Source organism: Pseudomonas sp. CFBP 8771, from assembly GCF_014841695.1.
Lineage (GTDB): Bacteria > Pseudomonadota > Gammaproteobacteria > Pseudomonadales > Pseudomonadaceae > Aquipseudomonas > Aquipseudomonas baltica.
Window position 1 is genome coordinate 435,489 of sequence record NZ_JACYUJ010000003.1, and the last position, 18,945, is coordinate 454,433.

General features: G+C 64.1%; 19 protein-coding genes. 14 read left to right on the plus strand and 5 right to left on the minus strand.

All coding sequences use genetic code 11. The features are described from left to right. Window positions 1-570: 570 nt before the first annotated feature. The 4 genes from IFT80_RS09525 to IFT80_RS09540 all read left to right on the plus strand — a co-directional run bounded on the left by IFT80_RS09525 (window position 571) and on the right by IFT80_RS09540 (window position 4,532). On the plus strand, window positions 571-1,866 hold the full coding sequence (locus IFT80_RS09525; RefSeq protein ID WP_122477376.1) for an MFS transporter: 1,296 nt from the start codon (window positions 571-573) through the stop codon (window positions 1,864-1,866). 134 nt (window positions 1,867-2,000) lie between these two features. After that, window positions 2,001-2,978, plus strand: coding sequence for an aliphatic sulfonate ABC transporter substrate-binding protein (locus tag IFT80_RS09530; protein WP_192137431.1), 978 nt, complete (start codon window positions 2,001-2,003; stop codon window positions 2,976-2,978). Between the two features lie 4 nt (window positions 2,979-2,982). Continuing rightward, complete coding sequence (locus IFT80_RS09535; protein WP_192059849.1) at window positions 2,983-3,822, plus strand: ABC transporter permease; 840 nt, start codon at window positions 2,983-2,985, stop codon at window positions 3,820-3,822. Next, a complete protein-coding gene (locus IFT80_RS09540) occupies window positions 3,819-4,532 on the plus strand; it encodes an ABC transporter ATP-binding protein (protein ID WP_192137433.1) in 714 nt (237 codons plus the stop codon). The genes IFT80_RS09535 and IFT80_RS09540 overlap by 4 nt, the downstream gene beginning before the upstream one ends. 158 nt (window positions 4,533-4,690) lie before the next feature. On the opposite strand, the gene IFT80_RS09545 is transcribed toward IFT80_RS09540, so the two are convergent. After that, window positions 4,691-5,548: an SDR family oxidoreductase gene (locus tag IFT80_RS09545; protein ID WP_122477369.1), complete on the minus strand. Its 858-nt coding sequence runs from the start codon at window positions 5,546-5,548 to the stop codon at window positions 4,691-4,693. A gap of 227 nt (window positions 5,549-5,775) precedes the next feature. On the opposite strand from IFT80_RS09545, the gene IFT80_RS09550 reads away from it, so the two are divergent. Then, window positions 5,776-6,048, plus strand: coding sequence for a hypothetical protein (locus tag IFT80_RS09550; protein ID WP_122477368.1), 273 nt, complete (start codon window positions 5,776-5,778; stop codon window positions 6,046-6,048). Between the two features lie 115 nt (window positions 6,049-6,163). Here the strand turns inward: IFT80_RS09550 and IFT80_RS09555 are convergent, their stop codons facing one another. Then, window positions 6,164-7,069, minus strand: coding sequence for a polyprenyl synthetase family protein (locus tag IFT80_RS09555; protein ID WP_185793039.1), 906 nt, complete (start codon window positions 7,067-7,069; stop codon window positions 6,164-6,166). A gap of 223 nt (window positions 7,070-7,292) precedes the next feature. Here IFT80_RS09555 and fni point away from each other — a divergent pair, with 223 nt between their 5' ends. Genes fni through IFT80_RS09580 form a run of 5 tightly spaced genes read left to right on the plus strand, consistent with a single transcriptional unit; the run spans window position 7,293 to window position 13,254 of the window. After that, window positions 7,293-8,339, plus strand: a complete 1,047-nt coding sequence (gene fni / locus IFT80_RS09560; RefSeq protein ID WP_192137435.1) for a type 2 isopentenyl-diphosphate Delta-isomerase — start codon at window positions 7,293-7,295, stop codon at window positions 8,337-8,339. After that, window positions 8,336-9,610: a glycosyltransferase gene (locus IFT80_RS09565; protein ID WP_192137437.1), complete on the plus strand. Its 1,275-nt coding sequence runs from the start codon at window positions 8,336-8,338 to the stop codon at window positions 9,608-9,610. Before fni ends, IFT80_RS09565 begins: the two co-directional genes overlap by 4 nt. Next, window positions 9,607-10,782: a lycopene beta-cyclase CrtY gene (crtY, locus tag IFT80_RS09570; protein WP_192137439.1), complete on the plus strand. Its 1,176-nt coding sequence runs from the start codon at window positions 9,607-9,609 to the stop codon at window positions 10,780-10,782. The genes IFT80_RS09565 and crtY overlap by 4 nt, the downstream gene beginning before the upstream one ends. Continuing rightward, window positions 10,769-12,259 carry a phytoene desaturase gene (locus IFT80_RS09575; RefSeq protein WP_192103267.1) on the plus strand — a complete coding sequence of 497 codons (1,491 nt, stop codon included), beginning with the start codon at window positions 10,769-10,771 and terminating at the stop codon, window positions 12,257-12,259. Before crtY ends, IFT80_RS09575 begins: the two co-directional genes overlap by 14 nt. Next, window positions 12,256-13,254 (plus strand): phytoene/squalene synthase family protein, encoded by a 999-nt coding sequence (locus IFT80_RS09580; RefSeq protein ID WP_185793034.1) that lies wholly within the window; start codon window positions 12,256-12,258, stop codon window positions 13,252-13,254. Before IFT80_RS09575 ends, IFT80_RS09580 begins: the two co-directional genes overlap by 4 nt. On the opposite strand, the gene IFT80_RS09585 is transcribed toward IFT80_RS09580, so the two are convergent. The 3 genes from IFT80_RS09585 to IFT80_RS09595 all read right to left on the minus strand — a co-directional run bounded on the left by IFT80_RS09585 (window position 13,136) and on the right by IFT80_RS09595 (window position 16,297). Beyond that, a complete protein-coding gene (locus IFT80_RS09585) occupies window positions 13,136-13,672 on the minus strand; it encodes a sterol desaturase family protein (RefSeq protein ID WP_122477356.1) in 537 nt (178 codons plus the stop codon). The two genes, IFT80_RS09580 and IFT80_RS09585, sit on opposite strands and share 119 nt — an antisense overlap. 77 nt (window positions 13,673-13,749) lie before the next feature. Next, complete coding sequence (locus IFT80_RS09590; RefSeq protein WP_192137472.1) at window positions 13,750-15,879, minus strand: TonB-dependent receptor family protein; 2,130 nt, start codon at window positions 15,877-15,879, stop codon at window positions 13,750-13,752. A 208-nt stretch (window positions 15,880-16,087) separates the two neighbouring features. Further along, window positions 16,088-16,297 carry a hypothetical protein gene (locus tag IFT80_RS09595; RefSeq protein WP_122477353.1) on the minus strand — a complete coding sequence of 70 codons (210 nt, stop codon included), beginning with the start codon at window positions 16,295-16,297 and terminating at the stop codon, window positions 16,088-16,090. A gap of 247 nt (window positions 16,298-16,544) precedes the next feature. On the opposite strand from IFT80_RS09595, the gene IFT80_RS09600 reads away from it, so the two are divergent. The 4 genes from IFT80_RS09600 to IFT80_RS21860 all read left to right on the plus strand — a co-directional run bounded on the left by IFT80_RS09600 (window position 16,545) and on the right by IFT80_RS21860 (window position 18,864). Beyond that, window positions 16,545-16,805, plus strand: coding sequence for a hypothetical protein (locus tag IFT80_RS09600; protein ID WP_163007545.1), 261 nt, complete (start codon window positions 16,545-16,547; stop codon window positions 16,803-16,805). Window positions 16,806-16,911: 106 nt separating this feature from the next. Continuing rightward, the gene (locus IFT80_RS09605) at window positions 16,912-17,178 is read left to right on the plus strand and encodes a DUF6555 family protein (protein ID WP_122477350.1); all 267 of its coding nucleotides are present in this window, start codon (window positions 16,912-16,914) and stop codon (window positions 17,176-17,178) included. Window positions 17,179-17,410: 232 nt separating this feature from the next. Continuing rightward, on the plus strand, window positions 17,411-18,637 hold the full coding sequence (locus tag IFT80_RS09610) for a zinc-dependent alcohol dehydrogenase (RefSeq protein ID WP_192137441.1): 1,227 nt from the start codon (window positions 17,411-17,413) through the stop codon (window positions 18,635-18,637). Between the two features lie 128 nt (window positions 18,638-18,765). Continuing rightward, on the plus strand, window positions 18,766-18,864 hold the full coding sequence (locus IFT80_RS21860; RefSeq protein WP_446730936.1) for a hypothetical protein: 99 nt from the start codon (window positions 18,766-18,768) through the stop codon (window positions 18,862-18,864). Window positions 18,865-18,945: the final 81 nt, after the last annotated feature.

The window sequence follows — 18,945 nt, forward strand, 5'->3', positions numbered from 1 at the left end:
ATGCTCCGCCTTGCCCGGACCGATGCCGTCCGGCGTATGGCCGGATCGAGCGTGTGGATGAAAGCGACGCGGCGCGAACCTGCTCGCCGACGCCGGCAGTCTACGCGATTATTTGCCCCCCAGGCTGGCACCCATGCTGCATGCATCGAGCGCAACGATTATCATCGCCACGCACCGAGCAGTGCGGCGTTCGCGGCCATGGACCGCTCCTACGAGAGTCCCCGTTCATCCGTAGGAGCGGTCATCGACCGCGAAACAGGCGCTGCGGTGTATCGGACAGACCGCGGCGCGGCATTCGCGGCCACGGACCGCTCCTACGAGGGTCCGCATTCATCCGTAGGAGCGGTCATCGGCCGCGAAACAGGCGCTGCGGTGTATCGGACAGACCGCAGTTCGGCGTTCGCGGCCACGGACCGCTCCTACGGGGGTCCGCGTTCATCCGTAGGAGCGGTCATCGGCCGCGAAACAGGCGCTGCGGTGTATCGGACAGACCGCAGTGCGGCGTTCGCGGCCATGGACCGCTCCTACGGGATACATCCCCGATTTTCTCAATGCTTCAGGAGTTCTTGCATGTCATCCATCTCCGGCCTGCCCGAGCACGCGAGCGCCGAAACGTACCGCAAGATCGTCTGGCGGTTGATCCCGTTCCTGTGCTTCTGCTACCTGGCCTCGTACCTCGACCGCATCAACGTGGGCTTCGCCAAACTGCAGATGCTCGACACCCTGCACATGAGCGAAACCGCCTACGGACTGGGCGCGGGCCTGTTCTTCGTCGGCTACATCCTGTTCGAGGTGCCGAGCAACCTGGTGCTGCAGAAGGTCGGCGCGCGCCTGTGGATCGCGCGCATCATGATCAGTTGGGGCGTGCTCTCCGGGCTGACCATGTTCGTCACCAGCCAATGGCATTTCTACCTTCTGCGGTTTCTGCTGGGCGCCGCCGAAGCCGGGTTTCTGCCGGGCGTGCTGTTCTACCTGAGCCAATGGTTCCCGTCGTACCGACGCAGCCGCATCATCGCCCTGTTCATGATCGGCCTGCCGTTGTCGAGCCTGATCGGCGGCCCCCTTTCCGGCTGGATCATGGGCAGCTTCGACGGTGTCGGCGGCCTGCATAACTGGCAGTGGCTGTTCCTCCTCGAAGCCATTCCCACTGTGATACTGGGCGTGCTCTGCCTGGCCATCCTGCCCAATGGCATTGGCGATGCAACATGGCTGAGCGAGCGCGAGAAACACCAACTGCAGGCGGTGCTGGCCAGGGACGAGAGCGAAAACCGCGGCGGCCACTCGTTTCGTGCAGGCTTTTTCGACATCAAGGTGTGGATGCTCGGCGGCATCGATTTCTCGATTCTGCTGAGCGCCTACGCTATGGGGTTCTGGCTGCCCACGTTCATTCGCAATGCCGGGGTGGCGAATGCCGGCGACATCGGCCTGCTGGTGGCCATTCCCAGCCTTGCCGGGCTGATCGGCATGCTGGCCATCGGCGCCAGTTCGGACCGATACCGCGAGCGGCGCTGGCACATCATCGTGCCTTTCATCGTCGGCGCCGCAGCGATGTTTCTCAGCACCTTCTTCACCCAGAACGTGGCGATCACGGTCCTGCTGTTCTCGGTGGCTTCGCTGGCCATCATTGGCGCAGTGCCGGTGTTCTTCAGCCTGCCGGCGACCTTTCTCAAGGGCACCGCAGCGGCCACCGGTTTCGCCCTGGCCTGTTCGCTGGCCAACATTGCCGGTCTGGTCAGCAATTCCCTGATGGGTGTGGTGATGGATCGCTTCCACAGCCCGCAGATTGCCCTATGGATCTTCGCCGCCTGCCTGCTGCTCAGTTGCCTGCTGGTTCTGGCATTGCCGGCCAAGACCGTCAATCGCTGAGGGTCAGTGACCCGCGAGCGACTGGCCGGCAGTCTAAGCTAAGATCCAAAAGGTATTTACAGTTGGTTTTTTAGATCATTTAGGCTTGGGGTCCGGCGTGCCAGCCGGCTCTCCCCTGCCAAGGAATGATCACCATGACCCTGTTCTCACGCCTGTCCAAACCCCTGCTGGGTGCCGCCGTGCTGCTGGCCGCCCTCGGCAGCACCGCCCAGGCCGCAGCGCCCGCCGAGGTTCGCCTGGACTACGCCTACTACTCGCCCACCAGCCTGGTGCTGCGACATTTCGGCTGGCTGGAGAAAGCCCTGCCCGGTACCAAGGTCGACTGGGTGCTCAGCCAAGGCAGCAATCGCTCCCTGGAATACCTCAACGGCGGCAGTATCGACTTCGCCTCGACCGCCGGCCTTGCGGCGGTGCTGAGCCGCGCCAATGGCAGCCCGATCAAGACCGTGTACATCGCCAGCCGCCCGGAATGGACGGCCCTGGCCGTGCGCAAGGACTCGCCGATTAAGGGCGTGGCCGATCTCAAGGGCAAGAAGATCGCCGCCACCAAGGGCACCGACCCTTTTCTGTTCACCTTGCGCAGCCTGCAGCAGGCTGGGCTGAGCAAGGATGATGTGGAGCTGGTCCACCTGCAGCATGCCGACGGCCGCATTGCTCTGGAACGTGGCGATGTCGACGCCTGGGCCGGGCTCGACCCGTTGCTGGCGGCCAGCCAATTGCAGGCTGGCTCACAGTTGCTGTATCGCAACATCGAGTTCAACAGCTACGGGGTGATCAGCGTCACCGAAACATTCGCGGCAGAACACGCCGACACCGTCGAGCAGGTCATCAAGGCCTACGAGCAGGCACGTACCTGGGCGCGGGAGCATCCCGACGATCTGGCAGCGCTGCTGGCCAAGGAATCCGGCTTGCCGCTGGATGTGGCCAAGCTGCAGCTGTCGCGTACCGACTTCAGCGATGCACAGCCAGGCCCCAAGCAGGTCGAAGCCCTCAAGGCTGCCGCACCGATCCTGACCGCCGAAGGCCTGGTGCGCAAAGGCGTGGACGTCAACGAGGTGGTCGATCGCCTGATCGAGCCGCGCTTCAGCGCTGACGTCATCGGGAAGCCATGAATTCATGAGCACTTCGGAAAAAGCCCTGCCCAGGGGCGCCGCATCGTCCCCTGGGCGTGTATCGACGGCCTGGCGACGCGGCGCCAAGGGCTGGCTGCTGCCCTGCATGATCGTCGCAGTGCTGGAAGTCGTGGTGCGGGCCGGCTGGATTCCCGCCTACCAGATGCCGGCGCCCAGCGATGTGGCACTGACGCTCGCCGAACTGGCGCAGGGCGCGCTGGGCAAGCACGTGCTCGCCAGCGTGGGCCGCGTGCTGGCAGGTTTCGTCATCGGTGCGTCGCTGGCCCTGGTATTTGCCGCCTGGGTGGGCCTGAGCCGGGAAGCCGAGGCCTATCTGGAGCCTACGTTCGCGGGTCTGCGCGCCATACCGAGCCTGGCCTGGGTGCCCCTGTTGCTGCTGTGGCTGGGCATCGACGAGACGTCCAAGATCGTGCTTATTGCTATCGGTGCGTTTTTTCCGGTGTACGTCAACGGCGTTGCCGCCATTCGCAACATCGACCGCAAGCTGGTCGAGGTCGGCCAGATGTATGGTTTCAACGCCCGCCGACTGACCGTGCGTATCCTGTTGCCGGCGGCCATGCCGGGATTGTTCACCGGCCTGCGCAGCGGCCTGAGCATGGCCTGGATGTTTCTGGTCGCCGCCGAATTGATTGCCGCGACCAAAGGCCTGGGTTACCTGCTCAGCGACGGACGCGAAACCTCGCGACCGGACATCGTTCTGGCAGCGATCCTCGCCCTGGCGGTGCTCGGCAAGCTCAGCGATGGCCTGCTTGCGGCCCTCGAGCGACGCTGCGTCAGCTGGCGCGATGCATTCACCGGCGAAGCCTCGGGGAACCGCTCATGAACGATGCCCTGTTGAGCCTCCGTGTCCGGCGCAAGGCATTCGGCGACACCGTGGTGCTCAAGGACCTGGAACTGCAGTTGCAACCCGGTGAGCGGGTCAGCCTGCTGGGGCCCAGTGGTTGCGGCAAAAGTACGCTGCTGCGCATCGCCGCAGGGCTCGATCGGGACTACACCGGTGAGCTCGACAGCGCGGGCGACTCGGTGGCGTTCGTGTTTCAGGAACCGCGGCTGATGCCTTGGCTGAATGTAGAGCGCAACATCGGCTTTCACGATGATGGGCATTATGACCCGGCCTGGGTGCGGCAACTGATAGACGAAGTGGGACTGGGCGGGTTTGCCAAGGCGCTGCCCAAGGCATTGTCTGGCGGCATGGCGCAGCGGGTGGCGATCGCCCGTGGGCTTTATTCCAGGCCCAAGGTGTTGCTGCTGGACGAGCCGTTCAGTGCCGTGGATGCATTCACCCGAATGAAGCTGCAGGATTTGTTGCTGGACTTGGCTGAGCGCCATGACATCGCGTTGTTGCTGGTGACTCATGACGTGGATGAGGCGCTATATCTGAGTGATCGGGTGTTGGTAATGGGGCATCGGGGCAGTGGTATAGGCGGTGGGATCGATGTGGATCTGGCGCAGCCGAGGGATCGGCGGGATCCGGTGTTGGCTGAGCTGAGAATACAGGCGCTGACTCAGCTGAAGTCAGCGCATGTGGTTTGATCTTTGTGTATGGCTTGAGGGCCCATTCGCGGGCAGAGCCCGCTCCCACAGGAATCCCGGGTGGACTTGGGAGTATGTGGGAGCGGGGCGGGCGGCGAGCCCTCTGCCCGCGAAGAGGCCCGAGCGGACAAAACAAGGACCGCCAACCGGGCGCAGCCTTACAGAATAGGCTTGCCCCCAGTCACTGCATAGCGCGAACCGGAGATATAGCTGCTCTCATCCGACCCCAGCAGCACATAGATAGGCGACACTTCCACCGGCTGCCCCGGGCGACCCAGCGGGGTTTCTTCGCCGAAGGTCTTCACTGCGTCCGGCGGCATGGTCGCCGGAATCAATGGCGTCCAGATCGGGCCCGGTGCCACGCTGTTCACGCGAATGTTTTTCTTGCCCAGCAACTGCGCCAGGCCCGCGGTGAAGTTGGCAATCGCGCCCTTGGTGGTCGCGTAGGGCAGCAGGGTCGGCTTGGGCATGTCCGAGTTGACCGAGCTAGTGTTGATGATCGAACCGCCGGACGGCATGTGCGGCACTGCTGCCTTGCAGATACGAAACATCGCCGTGATGTTGATATCGAAGGTACGCACCCACTCCTCGTCAGGAATCTCGTCCAGGGTTTCGTGGCTCATCTGGAACGCGGCGTTGTTGACCAGAACGTCGATACGGCCGAAACGCTCGACAGTCTTCGCCACGATGGCCAGGCACTGCTCTTTCTCGGCCAGATCGCCTGGCAGCAGCAGGCACTGGCGTCCGGCTTCCTCGACGTAACGGGCGGTGTCCTTGGCGTCCTCATGCTCATCGAGGTAGGAAATCACCACGTCAGCGCCTTCGCGGGCATAGGCAATCGCCACAGCGCGGCCAATGCCGCTGTCGCCACCGGTGATCAGGGCGACCTTGTTGGCCATCCGTCCTGAGCCCTTGTAGCTGGTTTCGCCACAGTCGGGAACGGGATTCATCTTCGACTGCGTGCCAGGTACCGATTGCTGCTGCGGCTCGAACGGCGGAGTTGGATAGTTGGCCATGGGTATCTCCATAGGTTGGTAAAGAAAAGGTGCGCAAAAAATGCGTTGCGAAAACATCCCTCGAAATGGATACGCGTGCAAAGTCGACTTCCTTGTCGGCGCAAAAGTTTGTTTTTTTTGTGCGGCGCCTGTGCAGGCATGATTGCAGACGCAAGGAATCTCTCGCGCCTGACCGAGTCACAATGGCGTAACCGATGCATTTTCATTCAGCAGTCAGAGAGGCATTCATGAGCAACGTCGAACTTGAGCACGAAGTACTCACCCGTTTGCTGCACGCGCATCCCCACGGCCTGGGCAAGGAAATTCTCGACAATTACCGCGGCGAGAAGGCAGTGGCCGGAATGATCAAGACGCTGCAGGAAAAAGGCCTGATCCAGGGCAAGCCGGTCACGGTCGAAGACCACGAACCCGCGCTCGAATACCCGATCAAGCTGAGCAGCGCAGGCGTCGACGCCGCGAAGAAACACGATGCGGAGAAAGGCAGCAACCCGCACGCCTGACGATCAGGTAGCGCAGACCTTCAACCTGATCGAACAGCAAAGGGCATCGAGCGTACTCGATGCCCTTTGTCGTGAAGGGGCATAATTCGGGAAAAGGAGTACTGACAGGTGAAGGTCACGCGCAGGTAGCGGCTTTGACGAATATCAGCTGCAGGAAGCGGCTGATGTGATCATCCTGCGCATAGGCGTCGGCCAGGCAGGCGCGAGCCTTGTCCAGGTGTTCCTGCAGGCGCCGCTTTACTTCATCCTCACCGCACAGCGCCATGAAGGTCGACTTGCCGTCGTCCTTGCCCTGGTCCTTGGCCGTGGCTGGGCTGTGATCATGAAGATCGTCGTACAGTTGGAAGGCCTGCCCCAGTTCCAGGGCAAAGCACTGCAGCACGGCGCGTGTAGGCGGTGGTGCATCGCTGATCAGGTAGGCCATGTCCATGATTGCGCTGAACAGCACGCCGGTCTTGAGGTTGTTGGTGGCGGCAATTTCCTCTGCGGTGCGCGGGTGCAGGCCTTCGCGCAGGTCTTGCAGCTGACCCCGGGCCAGACCTTGAGCACCGATGGCGTTGGCCAGTATTTCCACCAACTGGGTTCGAATCGAAGGCTTCAGCCCGTCGATGCCCGCCACCACGGCGAAGGCCCGCGACAACAGCGCCACTGCAGCCAGAATGGCAACGTCTTCGCCAAACGCCAGGTGCGTGGTGACACGGCCCCGGCGCAGCCTGGCGTCGTCCATGCAGGGCATGTCATCGAGCACCAGCGATGCGGCGTGGACCATTTCCACCGCGCAGCCCAGATCCAGGGCCGCCTGGTCGCTGGCTCCCAAGCCGTTCGACGCCAGGATCAACAGGATCGGACGCATGCGCTTGCCCGGCGCCAGGGCACCATCGCGCATCGCCGTGGCCACCAGGTCGCGCTCATTGCTCGCCGTGGGCAGCAAGGCGTCCAGGCGCGCTTCGATGGTCGTGCGCAACAAGGCCATGTGCTCGGTGAAACCGCTATCGCTGGTCGCAGACGTGTCAGCTGTCATCGTTCCCTCTGTTCTTGTTTCGAGTCCTGCGGCCGCCGGAGACGAGGTATCGGCATGGCCTGGCGCGGGCAGCTGGGCTCCTAAACAAGGAACGACTGCGCAGCGCCGATGCCTGAGCCTGTGAAGATGGACATACGTTATGCGAATATGAGCACGCCGTACAACTCTCTACCATGGACAGACCGCAGGCGGCCGTAAATGATTCCTGAGCAATGGAGCTGACATGAAGCACGACGAGTTGAGTCGACGCAAGGATGACCACCTGGACATCGTTCTGGACCCGCTCAGGGCCGGTACACGGGCGGGCGCCGGCTGGGACGTGGTCCAGTTCGAACACTGTGCGCTGCCCGAACTGGACCTGGCAGACATCGACCTGAGCAGCTCGTTGCTCGACATCGCCCTGCGCGCACCCTTGCTGATCAGTTCCATGACCGGTGGCGCCCTGCGCTCCGTGGCGATCAACCGTCACCTCGCCGAAGCGGCGCAGGCGCTGGGCATCGCCATGGGTGTCGGCTCGCAGCGGGTCAGCCTGCAGACCGGCAACGACCAGGGGCTCACCCGCGACCTGCGGCGCATCGCCCCGGACATCCCACTACTGGCCAACATCGGTGCAGCGCAGTTGCTCGAGAAAGACGGCATGGACCTCGCCCATCGTGCGGTCGACACCCTCGAAGCCAACGGCCTGATCATTCATCTCAACCCGTTGCAGGAAGCGGTGCAGCCCGAAGGCGACCGGCACTGGCGCGGCGTGCTGGCGCAGATCGCCCGTGCAGTGACTGTTCTGAAAGTACCGGTGGTGATCAAGGAAGTCGGCGCCGGACTCTCGGCCAGCGTCGCGAAGACCTTGGTCGAGGCCGGCGTGCAGGTCATCGATGTGGCGGGCGCAGGCGGTACCAGCTGGGCCGCAGTGGAAGGTGAACGTGCCACCCGCGCGGCCGACCGTGCGGTGGCCATGGCATTCGCCGGCTGGGGCATTCCCACGGCGACCTGCATCCAGACCGTGCGCCAGGCCTTGCCCCAGGTACGCTTGATTGCCTCGGGCGGCGTCCGCGATGGCGTCGATGCAGCCAAGGCCATTCGCCTGGGCGCGGACATCGTTGGCCAGGCCGCTGCCGTGCTGCCAGGCGCAACGCTGTCCACCGAAGCGGTCATCGAACACTTCGAGGTGGTCATCCGCCAACTGCGCGTGGCCTGTTTCTGTACCGGCTCGGCCAATCTGACGGGCCTGCGCCATGCCCGCCTGCTGGGTCCGCAGGCCCTGCCTCGATGAGCCACTTCGGCGTCGTGGCGCCCGCCTACTACAGTCATTTTCACGCCCTGCAGGCTTTGGCCGAGGAACTGATGCGACGAGGCCACCGTGTGACGTTCTTCCACCAGGCGGACGCCGCGCGCTGGGTCACGGCTCCCGGTATCGGCTTCGCAGTGCTGGGCCAGGCCAGCCATCCGCCCGGCAGCCTGCAGCGCAGCCTGCGTCTGGCGGCAAACCCAGGCACACCGTGGGGCCTGCGGCAGATCATCGAGCAATTGGCAGCGACCACCCGCATGTTCTGCGACGAGCTGCCGGCAGCCTTGGCGCAACACGGCGTCGACGCGCTGCTGTGCGACCAGATGGAGGCTGCCGGCGGCCTGGTCGCGGAAAGCCTGGGGCTGCCTTTCGTGTCGATCGCCTGCGCGCTGCCGGTCAACCGTGAGCCGGGCCTGCCGTTGCCGGTGATGCCCTTCGCCTATGCCACGGACGAGCGCAGCCTGCACATGTACCGCGGCAGCACCCAGGTCTACGATTGGTTGATGAAGCCCCATGCGCGCGCCATCCAGAGCGCTGCGAAAACCCTCGGCCTGGCGCCACGCAGTGCGTTGCACGAATGTCTTTCGCCACTGGCGCAGATCAGCCAGACCCTGGCCGGCTTCGACTTTCCCCGCCAGCACGCCCCGCCCCACCTGCACGCCGTCGGCCCGCTGCGCAACGCTGCCATTCAGGGCCAGGGGCACTGGCCAATCGACCCGCAACGCCCGTTCGTCTTCGCCAGCCTGGGCACGCTGCAAGGCCAGCGCCTGGGCATGTTCGAGCAGATGGCCAAGGCCTGCCGCCACCTCGACGTGCAATTGCTGATAGCCCACTGCGGCCTGCTCGACCCTGCTGCGGAGCAACGCCTGCACCGCTTGGGCGCAACATGGGTGACCGATTTCGCCCCGCAGCAGTGGGCCCTGGAGCAGGCCGATGCGGTGATCACCCACGGCGGGTTGAATACGGTCATGGATGCCATCGCCAGCTCGACGCCCATGCTGGTGATGCCCATCGCCTTCGACCAGCCAGGCGTGGCGGCGCGGGTGCGCCATCACAGCCTCGGCCGCCATTTGCAACGCCGCGCGCGGTCTTCGCGCATTGCCCAGGTGCTGCGCGAGGTACTCGACATGCCGACACCGGCCTTTGCCCGCTTGAAGGCAGAACTGGCCAGCGCGGGTGGCACGGCCAAGGCGGCGGCTGTCGTCGAAACCGCAGTGCGCACGCGGCAACCCGTAGTGGCCGGAGCCCCGTTATGACCTACGACCTGATCCTCGCCGGTGCCGGCCTGGCCAATGGCCTGATAGCCTGGCGACTGCGCCAGGTGCGCCCAGAACTGAAGGTACTGTGCATCGATTCGCAGCAGAGCCTGGGCGGCAACCATACCTGGTCGTTCCACGATGGCGACCTGAGCGCCGAGCAGCACCACTGGATCGAACCCCTGGTGGTCAAGCGCTGGCCTTGCTACCAGGTACATTTCGCCGAGGTCTCGCGGCGACTCGACAGCGGCTACGCCAGCATCACCAGCGAGCGCTTTGCCGAGGTCATCACCCAGGCCCTGAGCTCGAGCCTGCGCCTGGGCGAAACCATTGCCGAACTGGGCCCGCGACACGTGCGCCTGGCCAGTGGCGAGACGCTGCAGGCCCAGGCGGTGATCGACGGCCGCGGCGTGCAGCCCAGCCGCCACCTGGTGCTGGGCCAGCAGGCATTCGTCGGCCAGCTGCTGCGCCTGCAACAGCCCCACGGCCTGCTGGGGCCAATCATCATGGACGCGCGGGTCAGCCAGGGCGAAGGCTATCGCTTCGTCTACGTGCTGCCCTTTTCGGCCGATACGGTGCTGGTCGAAGACACCCATTACGTGGATCGCCACACCTTGAGCTGCGATCAGTTGCGCGAGCATATCGCCGACTACGTGCGCTGGCAGGGCTGGACAATCGCCGAGTGCCTGCGCGAAGAACAGGGCGTGCTGCCGATCACCCTGGCCGGCGATTTCGATGCGTTCTGGCAGCAAGCCGCCGGCCAACCCCTTTCCGGCCTGCGCGCCGGCCTGTTTCACTGCACCACAGGCTATTCGCTGCCCCATGCTGTGCGCCTGGCCCAGTGGCTGGCGGAGCAGACCGACCTGGACGCCGACCGCCTGTTCACGGGTATCCGCGAACATGCACGCCAGCAATGGCAGGCGCAGGGTTTCTATCGCCTGCTCAACCGCATGTTGTTCCTGGCCGGCAAGCCTCAGGATCGCTGGCGGGTGATGCAACGCTTCTACCGCTTGTCGCCCGCGCTGATCAGCCGATTCTATGCAGGCCAAAACCACTGGCGTGACCGCGCCCGGATTCTCGTCGGCAAGCCTCCCGTGCCCGTCGACGAGGCCGTGCGCGCCGCCCTCAGATCTTCTCCCCGGCAGTTCGAGAACCCCCATGAATCCAGCTAAAACCGCCATCGTCATCGGCGCAGGCTTCGGCGGCCTGGCCCTGGCGATCCGTCTGCAGGCCGCAGGCATCCACACCACCTTGCTGGAAAAGCGTGACCAGCCCGGAGGCCGAGCCTATGTCTACCGCGACCAGGGCTTCACCTTCGACGCCGGCCCGACCGTGATCACCGATCCTTCGGCCATCGAAGAACTGTTCACCCTCAGTGGCAAGCGCATGGCCGACTACGTCGATCTGCTGCCGGTCAAGCCGTTCTACCGGCTGTGCTGGGAAGACGGCACGAAGTTCGACTACGCCAACGACCAGGCCGAACTGGACCGCCAGATCCATGCCCTGAACCCACCGGACGTCGCCGGCTACCAGCGCTTCCTGGCCTACTCCCAGGCGGTGTTCAAGGAAGGCTACCTCAAGCTTGGCGCGGTGCCCTTCCTGTCGTTTCGCGACATGCTCCAGGCGGGTCCGCAACTGGCTCGGTTGCAGGCGTGGCGCAGCGTCTACTCGATGGTTTCAAGCTTCATCGAGCATGATCAGTTGCGCCAGGCATTCTCGTTCCACTCGCTGCTGGTGGGCGGCAACCCGTTCGCCACCTCGTCCATCTACACCCTGATCCATGCCCTGGAACGCGAATGGGGCGTGTGGTTTCCCAAGGGCGGCACCGGCGCGCTGGTGCAAGGCATGGTCAAGCTGTTTCAGGACCTGGGCGGTACCGTGGAGTTGAATGCCGAAGTGGCGAAGATCGACGTCGAGCACGATCGGGCCACGGCAGTGCATGCGCGCGACGGCCGCAGCTGGCGCGCCGACTGCCTGGCCTCGAACGCCGACGTGGTGCATACCTACGCCGACCTGCTGGGCGAGCACCCGCGCGGTCGACGCGAGGGCAAGCGCCTCAAGGGCAAGCGCTTCAGCAACTCGCTGTTCGTCATCCATTTCGGCCTGAAGCGCCCACAACCGCAGTTGCAACATCACACGGTGTGCTTCGGTGCGCGCTACCAGGCGTTGATCCACGAGATTTTCAACGGCGCCGAACTGGCGACGGATTTCTCCCTGTACCTGCATGCGCCCTGCATCACCGACCCCAGCCTGGCGCCACCGGGCTGTTCGAGCCACTACGTATTGTCGCCGGTTCCACACCTGGGCAATGCAGCCATCGACTGGTCGGTGCAGGGCCCGCTGTACCGCGACCGGATTTTCGAATACCTGGAAGAGCACTACATTCCCGGCTTGCGCGAAGATCTGGTCACCTGCCGCATCTTCACCCCGGATGATTTCCAGACCGAACTCAACGCGCACCTGGGCTCGGCGTTTTCGCTCGAGCCGGTGCTGCAGCAAAGTGCCTGGTTCCGCCCGCACAACCGCGATGCGCAGTTGAACAACGTCTATCTGGTCGGTGCCGGCACCCATCCAGGCGCCGGGGTGCCGGGTGTGATCGGCTCGGCCAAGGCGACTGCCGGGCTGATGATCGCGGACCTGCATTCATGAGCACGCCGGCGCCGGATCCGGCGCTGCGCGAACATGCCGAGCAGAGCATCGCCGTGGGTTCGAAAAGCTTCGCTGCAGCCGCCAAACTGTTCGACGAACGCACGCGGCGCAGTGCGGTGATGCTGTATGCCTGGTGCCGCCATTGCGACGACGTGATCGACGGACAACAGGCCGGCCACGACGCGGTATCGATCAGCGCTGAGGAAGCGCAGCGGCGGCTGGCCCTGCTGCAGGCCCAGACCCGTGCGGTGTACGCCGGGGAGCCTGCCGGCGAACCAGCGTTTGCCGCGTTCGCCGAGGTCGTGCGCGAGCACGGCATTCCCGAACACAACGCAATGGAACACCTGGCCGGGTTTGAAATGGACGTGGTGGACCGCCGCTATCACACCCAGGACGACACGCTGCAGTACTGCTACCACGTGGCTGGCGTGGTCGGCCTGATGATGGCGCGGGTCATGGGCACTGACGATCCACGCACCCTGGATCGGGCCTGTGACCTGGGGCTGGCGTTCCAGCTGACCAATATTGCCCGAGACATCGTCGAAGACGCGCGTATCGGCCGCTGCTACCTGCCCGCGCAGTGGTTGGACGAGTTGAACATTCCGCTGCAGGCACTGGCCGCGCCTGAGCACCGACCGGCCGTGGCAGTGCTCGCCCAGCGCCTGGTCAACCTGGCCGAACCCTACTACGCCAGCGCCCAGGCCGGCCTGGCGGCCCTGCCCTGGCGCTCGGCCTGGGCCGTGGCGACCGCCGCCGCGGTGTACCGACAGATCGGCGTGAAGGTGGTTGCGGCGGGCAGCCATGCCTGGGATGCCCGCATTTCAACCTCGAAGGCGGAGAAGCTGGCAGCCGTGAGCCAGGGCGGATGGCGCGCCGTCAGCGCTCGCTGGCGGCAGTGGCCGCAGCGCCCTGCGCAGCTGTGGAGTCGGCCTCGTCCGCCTTGCGCAGCGGCCCCTGGTGCAGTGCGCGAAGCTGAGCACGCAAACGCGTCGTAGAAGGCGCGAACAGAAAGCCGAAGGAGACGCAGCGCTCCTTGCCCTCTACCGCGTGGTGCATCAAGTGCGCCTGGTAGAGGCGCTTGAGGTAACCACGCCGGGGCACCAGGTGGAACGGCCAGCGCCGGTGCACCAGCCCATCGTGAACCACGAAATACAGTGCGCCATAGGCAGTCATGCCCGCGCCGATCCACTCCAGCGGATGCAGGCCCTGGGTCCCCAGGGCAATCAGCACGATTGCCAGCCCTGCGAACACCACCGCGTACAGGTCGTTCTTCTCGAACCAGCCGGTGCGGGGCTCGTGATGGGAACGATGCCAGCCCCAGCCCCAACCATGCATGAGGTACTTGTGGGCCAGGTAGGCAACGCCTTCCATGGCCGCCAAGGTGATGAAAAAAACCAGGCTGTTGAGGATCACTGCTGCTCTCTGCCAAAGCGGGTAGGCCACTATCTTAACGCAACCGGCGCGACCCTGGCCGCCTGCTCATCGCTTGGTCAGCGCAAGGTCCAGGAAATGCCCGCGTAGACACCCAGGCCGTCGCCGGGGGTCGAGCGCGCCACGTCACGGCCCTGATCGTCATAGCCCGGAGTGACGGTGCTGGCATAGCGTTTGTTGGTCAGGTTGCGAACGTCCAGCCAGGTTTGCCAGGTGTCGCCCGGCGCGGCGTAGCCCAGGCTGGCACCGAACAGGGTATACGGCGCCGCGTAATAGGAATTGGCGTAGTCCACGGCAATGCGTGAGGCGTGTTGCACGTTGAGGCCGGTGTACACACCGCTGGGGTGGTCGTAGCGCAGTTCGGCCTGATAGTAATGCTCGGGCAGGCCGGGCAGACGGTTGTCACCGAACCGCGCATCGTTACGGTAGTGGAAGTCACTGTAGGTATAGGTTTGCCGCAGTGCCAGGCGGCCGGCCTGGTGGCCGTCCCACAAGGGGCTGTCCAGTGCCAGCTCGATACCTTGATGCACCGTCGGGCTGGCATTGGCCTCGCCAATCACTTGCGAGCGCGTGGCCGTGGCGGCCTGGGTCTCGACGCTGAGCAGTTCGTGACGCACCTGCGAGTAATACCAGGCCAGGTCCCATTGGCCGAACCAGGCCTCCCCTCGCCCGCCCAGTTCCAGGGTGGTCGCGCTCTGGTTGTCGAGTTCGACGCCGTTGCTCTGCAAACCCGTGGCCGCACCGCTGCCCACCGCGAAGTAGCGGTTGGAGCCCCAGATCATCGACCACGGGTGCGGCGGTTCCACCGAACGACTGAGGTTGCCGAACACCTGCAACTGCGGGCTGTAGTCGTAGCGCAGGCCCAGGCGTGGCGCGTAGTCCCAGGCATGCAGGCTGACGCGGTCGTTGGTCACCGGGTAACTGACTTCCGTCTCGCGACGCGTGTATAGGGCGGCCAGTCCACTGGTCAGCCAGAGGTCCGGCAGCAGCTCCAGTTCGTTGCTGACGTACAGCGTATGGTCGGAGCCTTGGTAGCTGTAATCGCGGGTCCGCGTGCCAGGTGTATACCCAGCCGTGTTGCCGACCGGCACGCGGACGAATTCCGACACTCCGGAATTGGGCAATGCCTTGGTGCTGCGCCACCCCACTGTGGTCTTGCTGACATGCCCGAGCAGGTCGTCCTGGCGCACATAGTTCAACGTGCCGCTGACATCGGTGTAGGCCACCTTCATCCGATTGGTGCCTTCGCGCAGGTCCATCGGGTAGTCGTGATAGACCACCCCGGCTTCGAGGCGGGCACCGTCATCCAGGTGCCAGGTGGTCTTGTTGGCCAGCCAGGTACTGCCCGGCTGGATGCGCTTGGAGTCGCGCGCCAGGTTCAAGCCATTGGCCGCGCGAGGGTCGTGGGCGATCTGCCCGCGGGTCAGTCTGCCGGGCGTGTCGTTGTCGGTCTCGCGATAGCGGAAGAAAAACCGGGTCTCCAACTGCGGGCTGAAGCGATAGCCGAAGTTGCCTGCAGCGCCACGGCTGCCGCCGGCGCTCTGGTCCTGGAAGCCGTCGTAGCTGGAATCGGTCACGCTGAAATAATAGTCGGCATCCCCCAGAACCTGGCCGGAACTGACCTGGCGCTTGCTGTAGCCATGGCTGCCCACTTCGTAGCGCAGCTGCAATCTGGCGGCGTCGTAGCCGGTACGCGTGACATAGTTGATGGCGCCGCCCAGGGCCAGCGCGCCACGGTCGAAGCCATTGGCTCCGCGCAGCACCTCGACACGGCTCAGCCACAGCGGTTCGAGCAACTCATAAGGCGTGCCACCAGGGCCGGTCAGCGGCAGGCCGTCGAACATCTGGTACAGCCCCGAAGAATGCGCGCCGGGACCGCGGTTGATGCCCGAACCACGGATGGAGATTTTCGCACCCTCGTTGTTGGCAGCGCGGGCATAGATGCCTGCCTGATTCCTGAACAGGTCTTCGTTGCCCGCCAGCCGCCCGCGCTCACTCGCTTCGGCGTCGATCAGATTGGTACCGCCCGGGACCGAGTGCAATGCCAGACCTGCCTCGTCCAGCTCGCTCACGCGGGCCTCGCTGACCTCGACAGCCGGCAACTCCATGACTGGGGCCGCGACGGCGCACGCAGGTGCGCCGAACACGGCTGCCAGGCCCAAGGCAGGCCATCGGGGCGAGCGTGACATGGCGGTCGAAGACAGGCAGTGGGGACGGCCCCCGACATGAAGACGGGGCGCAGAGGGTTGCGGCATGGAACGGATCCTTGAAGAGCGGTATACCCGAGAACGGTCCGGGTCTGGCAAGCGGCGCGGCCCCAGCCTCGGGCCCGTTGGGGAGGATTGACGCTCGTGATGGCCCAATGAGCACATTGGTGGGTGAAATGCCCCGCAGCGGTCAGACTTCGCTGCGCAGTTCCTCGAGATAGCGGGTGCCGCGCACGGTGAGGGCCAGCCGCGTCCGGCTATCTGGGGTGACCGTGGTAACCACGTAACCGACCAGCAGCAAAGCGCGCAGGGCGAAACCGTCCTCGCTGCCGAATGCCTGCCATTGGGCGCTCTCTATCAGCGTCAGCAGCCGCTTGTAGTTAGCCTGGTCTTCCGTCATCGCTAGCCAGCCTCCGTTGCATCCATTGCACGTGCCGCCAGCTTACTCAAAAGCATCGACCAGGGCACAGGAAAAAGCAGCCGGACGCTCTCGAGCATGGAAGTGGCGGCTGCGGCCGAGCCGTGGAAAAACCAATGGCAGCAGGGAGGCGGTTTCGGCCAACATCAGCTATAGCTTTTACAGCCCCGGGCAATTTCAGCCGGTTTATTCCCCTGCCTTCTCAACATCGACCGTCAAGGGTGACTCCATGGCTTCCATCGAAGCGGTACTAGCAGGGCTCGACCCGCCCCTCAAACATGAAACCCACATGGAAGAAGGGCTGCTCAACCTGACCCTGATCGACCCCAATGTCCCCGCGCAAGTGATGCGCAGCCTGTCGCCCCATGAATACAAGGACAGCACCACGTTTCGCCTGCTGGTGCTGTATGCGGTCAACGAAATTCGTGGCAAGGGTTCCCATGCGCCACTGGAAGTGATGCCTGCCGTCGAGTGGGACTCGCACACCTGATTGCAGAGGGCTCGCCAGGCAAGCGACAACTCGTCGCTGTGCCACACATTTTCTGAATCTTTCCTGCGTATCACAACTCAATGATGAGTCAACGCAGGAGATCACCATGCCGAACCCAACACTGTTCATCATTGACTACCGGCTCCATGGAGCGGAAAAGTCGTTCATCATCCGTCTACCGACCCTGAACAATGCCGATGCCTGGCATTGGGCAAGTTGTGATGCAGGGGTCGGTGTCATCCCCAAGTTCGGCCGCGAACGGGTGCAGAAAGTCAGCAAGCCCAAGGCCGAGCAGTATGGTATTACCGATGTGCGCTGGAGGCCGTCCGGCCAGCAGGCACGTGAAGAACTGGGAATCGAAACGGCTCATTGAGCCGTCCGATCTGTGCTTCGCTTCATCGCCTTGGTATCATCCGCTGTTGCAGGACCATGCCGGGGGTTGCCCACGCAACCCCCCGCAGCCAATCCGCAATCCCCCTCGCCGCACCCTCGCTCACTCATCGAACATCGGAATGATTCCTGATTCCGCTGAGCATATCCGCTTGAACTTCCCGGTTTTGGTATCCCTCTGCTGATAACCATCCCTGATCAAGAGGCTGAAGAACATGAGAGCACTTACCTACCACGGCGCTCACGACGTCAAGGTCGACACCGTTCCCGACCCCCAGCTGCAGGATGCCGATGACATCATTCTGCGCGTCACGGCCACCGCCATCTGCGGCTCGGACCTGCACCTGTATCGCGGCAAGATACCCACGGTCGAACACGGCGACATCTTCGGCCACGAGTTCATGGGTGTGGTCGAGGAAGTCGGTACCGGCGTCACTGCAGTCAGCCCCGGCGACCGGGTGGTCATCCCCTTCGTGATTGCCTGTGGCAGCTGTTTCTTCTGCAACCTGGACCAGTTCGCCGCGTGCGAGACGACCAATACCGGCCGCGGGGCAATTCTGAACAAGAAGTCGATTCCGCCAGGCGCGGCGTTGTTCGGCTTCAGCCACCTTTACGGCGGCGTGCCCGGCGGGCAAGCCGAGTACGTCCGTGTGCCCAAGGCCAATACCGGGCCGTTCAAGGTGCCGGGCACTCTGGCCGACGAGAAGGTGCTGTTTCTTTCCGACATCCTGCCTACCGCTTTCCAGGCAGTGAAGAACACCGAGATCGGCCAGGGTTCAAGCATTGCCATCTACGGCGCCGGTCCCGTCGGGCTGCTGTGCGCCGCCGTGGCGCGGATGCTCGGCGCCGAGCGTATCTTCATGGTCGATCACCATCCCTACCGCCTGGCGTATGCGCAACAGGCCTACGGCGTGATTCCGATCAACTTCGATGAAGACGATGACCCTGCCGACACCATCATTCGCCAGACCCCCGGCTCACGAGGTGTCGACGGCGTAGTGGATGCGGTGGGTTTCGAAGCCAAGGGCAGCACCACCGAAACCGTGCTGGCGGCATTGAAGCTGGAAGGCAGCAGCGGCAAGGCACTGCGTCAGTGCATTGCCGCTGTGCGCCGTGGTGGCGTAGTCAGCGTGCCGGGTGTGTACGCCGGGTTCATCCACGGCTTCCTGTTCGGCGATGCGTTCGACAAGGGCCTGACCTTCCGCATGGGCCAGACCCACGTGCAGCGCTATCTGCCGGAGCTGCTCGAGCACATCGAAGCGGGCCGCCTGACGCCTGAAACCATCATTACCCACCGCATGTCGCTGGAGCAGGCCGCCGAAGGCTACAAGATCTTCGACAAGAAACAGGAGGACTGCCGCAAGGTCATTCTCACGCCTGGCGAGCCGACCATCGAAGCCCCGGTTGTCGAGTCCACCGCAGGCGTCATTCCGGCGCTTTGAGGTACCGCACAACAAGGCTGGGCAGTGCCCGGCCTTGGCCACTGCAAAGCAACGGACCGGGATCACCGATCGACATTGGATGAAACGAGCGCCGAGGGCCGCTGTCTAGAGCAGTAACACCCATTGATGTGAGTCATCCCATGTTGAAGTTTCTTGGCAGTACCGTCGGTATCATCTTCCTGATCGGCCTGGTCGTGGTCATCGGCCTGTTCAAGCTGGTCTTCTGAACCCTGTCGGGGCACTCATCGAGTGCCCCTGCCCTGCCTGGGCCGCTGTGCGCTCCCCGCTATCTCCAGAATATCAGCCGC

Excerpts from the sequence above, each read along its gene's own strand:
- IFT80_RS09525 (WP_122477376.1), top strand. The coding sequence starts at position 571 with ATGTCATCCATCTCCGGCCTGCCCGAGCACGCGAGCGCCGAAACGTAC.
- IFT80_RS09530 (WP_192137431.1), top strand. The coding sequence starts at position 2,001 with ATGACCCTGTTCTCACGCCTGTCCAAACCCCTGCTGGGTGCCGCCGTG.
- IFT80_RS09535 (WP_192059849.1), top strand. The coding sequence starts at position 2,983 with ATGAGCACTTCGGAAAAAGCCCTGCCCAGGGGCGCCGCATCGTCCCCT.
- IFT80_RS09540 (WP_192137433.1), top strand. The coding sequence starts at position 3,819 with ATGAACGATGCCCTGTTGAGCCTCCGTGTCCGGCGCAAGGCATTCGGC.
- IFT80_RS09545 (WP_122477369.1), bottom strand. The coding sequence starts at position 5,548 with ATGGCCAACTATCCAACTCCGCCGTTCGAGCCGCAGCAGCAATCGGTA.
- IFT80_RS09550 (WP_122477368.1), top strand. The coding sequence starts at position 5,776 with ATGAGCAACGTCGAACTTGAGCACGAAGTACTCACCCGTTTGCTGCAC.
- IFT80_RS09555 (WP_185793039.1), bottom strand. The coding sequence starts at position 7,069 with ATGACAGCTGACACGTCTGCGACCAGCGATAGCGGTTTCACCGAGCAC.
- fni (WP_192137435.1), top strand. The coding sequence starts at position 7,293 with ATGAAGCACGACGAGTTGAGTCGACGCAAGGATGACCACCTGGACATC.
- IFT80_RS09565 (WP_192137437.1), top strand. The coding sequence starts at position 8,336 with ATGAGCCACTTCGGCGTCGTGGCGCCCGCCTACTACAGTCATTTTCAC.
- crtY (WP_192137439.1), top strand. The coding sequence starts at position 9,607 with ATGACCTACGACCTGATCCTCGCCGGTGCCGGCCTGGCCAATGGCCTG.
- IFT80_RS09575 (WP_192103267.1), top strand. The coding sequence starts at position 10,769 with ATGAATCCAGCTAAAACCGCCATCGTCATCGGCGCAGGCTTCGGCGGC.
- IFT80_RS09580 (WP_185793034.1), top strand. The coding sequence starts at position 12,256 with ATGAGCACGCCGGCGCCGGATCCGGCGCTGCGCGAACATGCCGAGCAG.
- IFT80_RS09590 (WP_192137472.1), bottom strand. The coding sequence starts at position 15,879 with ATGTCACGCTCGCCCCGATGGCCTGCCTTGGGCCTGGCAGCCGTGTTC.
- IFT80_RS09595 (WP_122477353.1), bottom strand. The coding sequence starts at position 16,297 with ATGACGGAAGACCAGGCTAACTACAAGCGGCTGCTGACGCTGATAGAG.
- IFT80_RS09600 (WP_163007545.1), top strand. The coding sequence starts at position 16,545 with ATGGCTTCCATCGAAGCGGTACTAGCAGGGCTCGACCCGCCCCTCAAA.
- IFT80_RS09605 (WP_122477350.1), top strand. The coding sequence starts at position 16,912 with ATGCCGAACCCAACACTGTTCATCATTGACTACCGGCTCCATGGAGCG.
- IFT80_RS09610 (WP_192137441.1), top strand. The coding sequence starts at position 17,411 with ATGAGAGCACTTACCTACCACGGCGCTCACGACGTCAAGGTCGACACC.